Annotated in this window: 3 protein-coding genes; all 3 read left to right on the top strand. The window is 68.2% G+C overall.

The genetic code is table 11. The features are described 5' to 3' along the window. A partial coding sequence (locus AC1DYK_RS35360) for a Rossmann-fold NAD(P)-binding domain-containing protein (RefSeq protein ID WP_478170518.1) occupies positions 1-831 on the top strand: 831 nt, incomplete at its 5' end. A gap of 22 nt (positions 832-853) precedes the next feature. Next, complete coding sequence (locus AC1DYK_RS35355; protein WP_478170517.1) at positions 854-1189, top strand: NAD(P) transhydrogenase subunit alpha part 2; 336 nt, start codon at positions 854-856, stop codon at positions 1187-1189. Further along, positions 1186-1397: NAD(P)(+) transhydrogenase (Re/Si-specific) subunit beta (locus AC1DYK_RS35350; protein WP_478170516.1), on the top strand; the 212-nt coding region annotated here is incomplete at its 3' end. The genes AC1DYK_RS35355 and AC1DYK_RS35350, both read left to right, overlap by 4 nt.

Raw genomic sequence — 1397 nt, 5'->3', positions numbered from 1 at the left:
CTGCAGCGGCTGGCCGCGGCGGGCCTCACGGCCTTCGCGCTGGAGGCCGCGCCGCGCACCACGCGCGCGCAGAGCATGGACGTGCTCTCCTCGCAGGCCAACATCGCCGGCTACAAGGCCGTGATGATCGCGGCCGACCAGTACCAGCGCTTCTTCCCGATGCTGATGACCGCCGCGGGCACCGTGAAGGCCGCGCGGGTCGTGATCCTGGGGGTCGGCGTGGCGGGCCTGCAGGCGATCGCGACGGCCAAGCGCCTGGGCGCGGTGATCGAGGCGTCCGATGTGCGCCCGAGCGTGAAGGAGCAGATCGAGTCGCTGGGCGGCAAGTTCATCGAGGTGTCCTACGACACCGACGARGAGAAGGAAGCGGCGGTCGGCGTCGGCGGCTACGCCAAGCCGATGCCCGCGAGCTGGCTGGCGCGCCAGCAGGTGGAGGTCGCCAAGCGCGTCGCGCTGGCCGACATCGTGATCAGCACCGCGCTGATCCCGGGGCGCGCGGCGCCGACCCTSATCACCGAAGACATGGTCAAGTCGATGAAGCCGGGCTCGGTGATCGTGGACATCGCCGCGGGCAAGGGGCCTGGCGGSGTGGGCGGCAACTGCCCCTTGTCCGAAGCCGACCAGACGGTRGTCARGCACGGCGTGACCATCGTSGGCGAGACCAACCTGGCCGCGCGGGTGGCGGCGGACGCGTCGGCGCTGTATGCGCGCAACGTGCTCGACTTCCTCAAGCTRATCGTGGCCAAGGAGGGCACGCTCAAGATCGACCTCGAGGACGACATCGTGGCGGCCTGCCGGATGGCGCAAGACGGCCAGGTCACCAAGAACTAAGCGAACCCCCGGAGGAGAAGACATGGATCCCGTTTCCCATACCGTCATCAACCTGATCATCTTCGTGCTGGCGATCTACGTCGGCTACCACGTGGTGTGGACCGTCACGCCGGCGCTGCACACGCCGCTGATGGCGGTCACCAACGCGATYTCGGCGATCGTGATCGTGGGCGCGATGCTGGCCGCGGCGCTGACCGAGWSCGGCCTGGGCAAGACCATGGGCGTGCTGGCGGTGGCGCTGGCCGCGGTCAACGTCTTCGGCGGCTTCCTGGTGACGCGGCGCATGCTCGAGATGTTCAAGAAGAAGGACCGGAAGGCGCCTGCGGCCGGCAAGGCAGAGAAGGGGAATGCAGCATGAGCATGAAYSTCGTCACGCTGCTGTACCTCGTTGCCAGTGTCTGCTTCATCCAGGCCCTCAAGGGCCTGTCCCACCCCACGACTTCGATCCGCGGCAACGTCTTCGGCATGGTGGGCATGGCGATCGCCATCCTGACCACCGCGGCGCTGATCGTGCAGCTGTCGGGCGGCAAGGCGATGGGCATGGCCTGGGTGCTCCTGGGCCTGGT

Source organism: Variovorax sp. P2_H12 (genome assembly GCF_056403395.1).
Note: the sequence above shows the minus strand (reverse complement) of the source record. Positions and strands in the feature narration are given on the sequence as shown.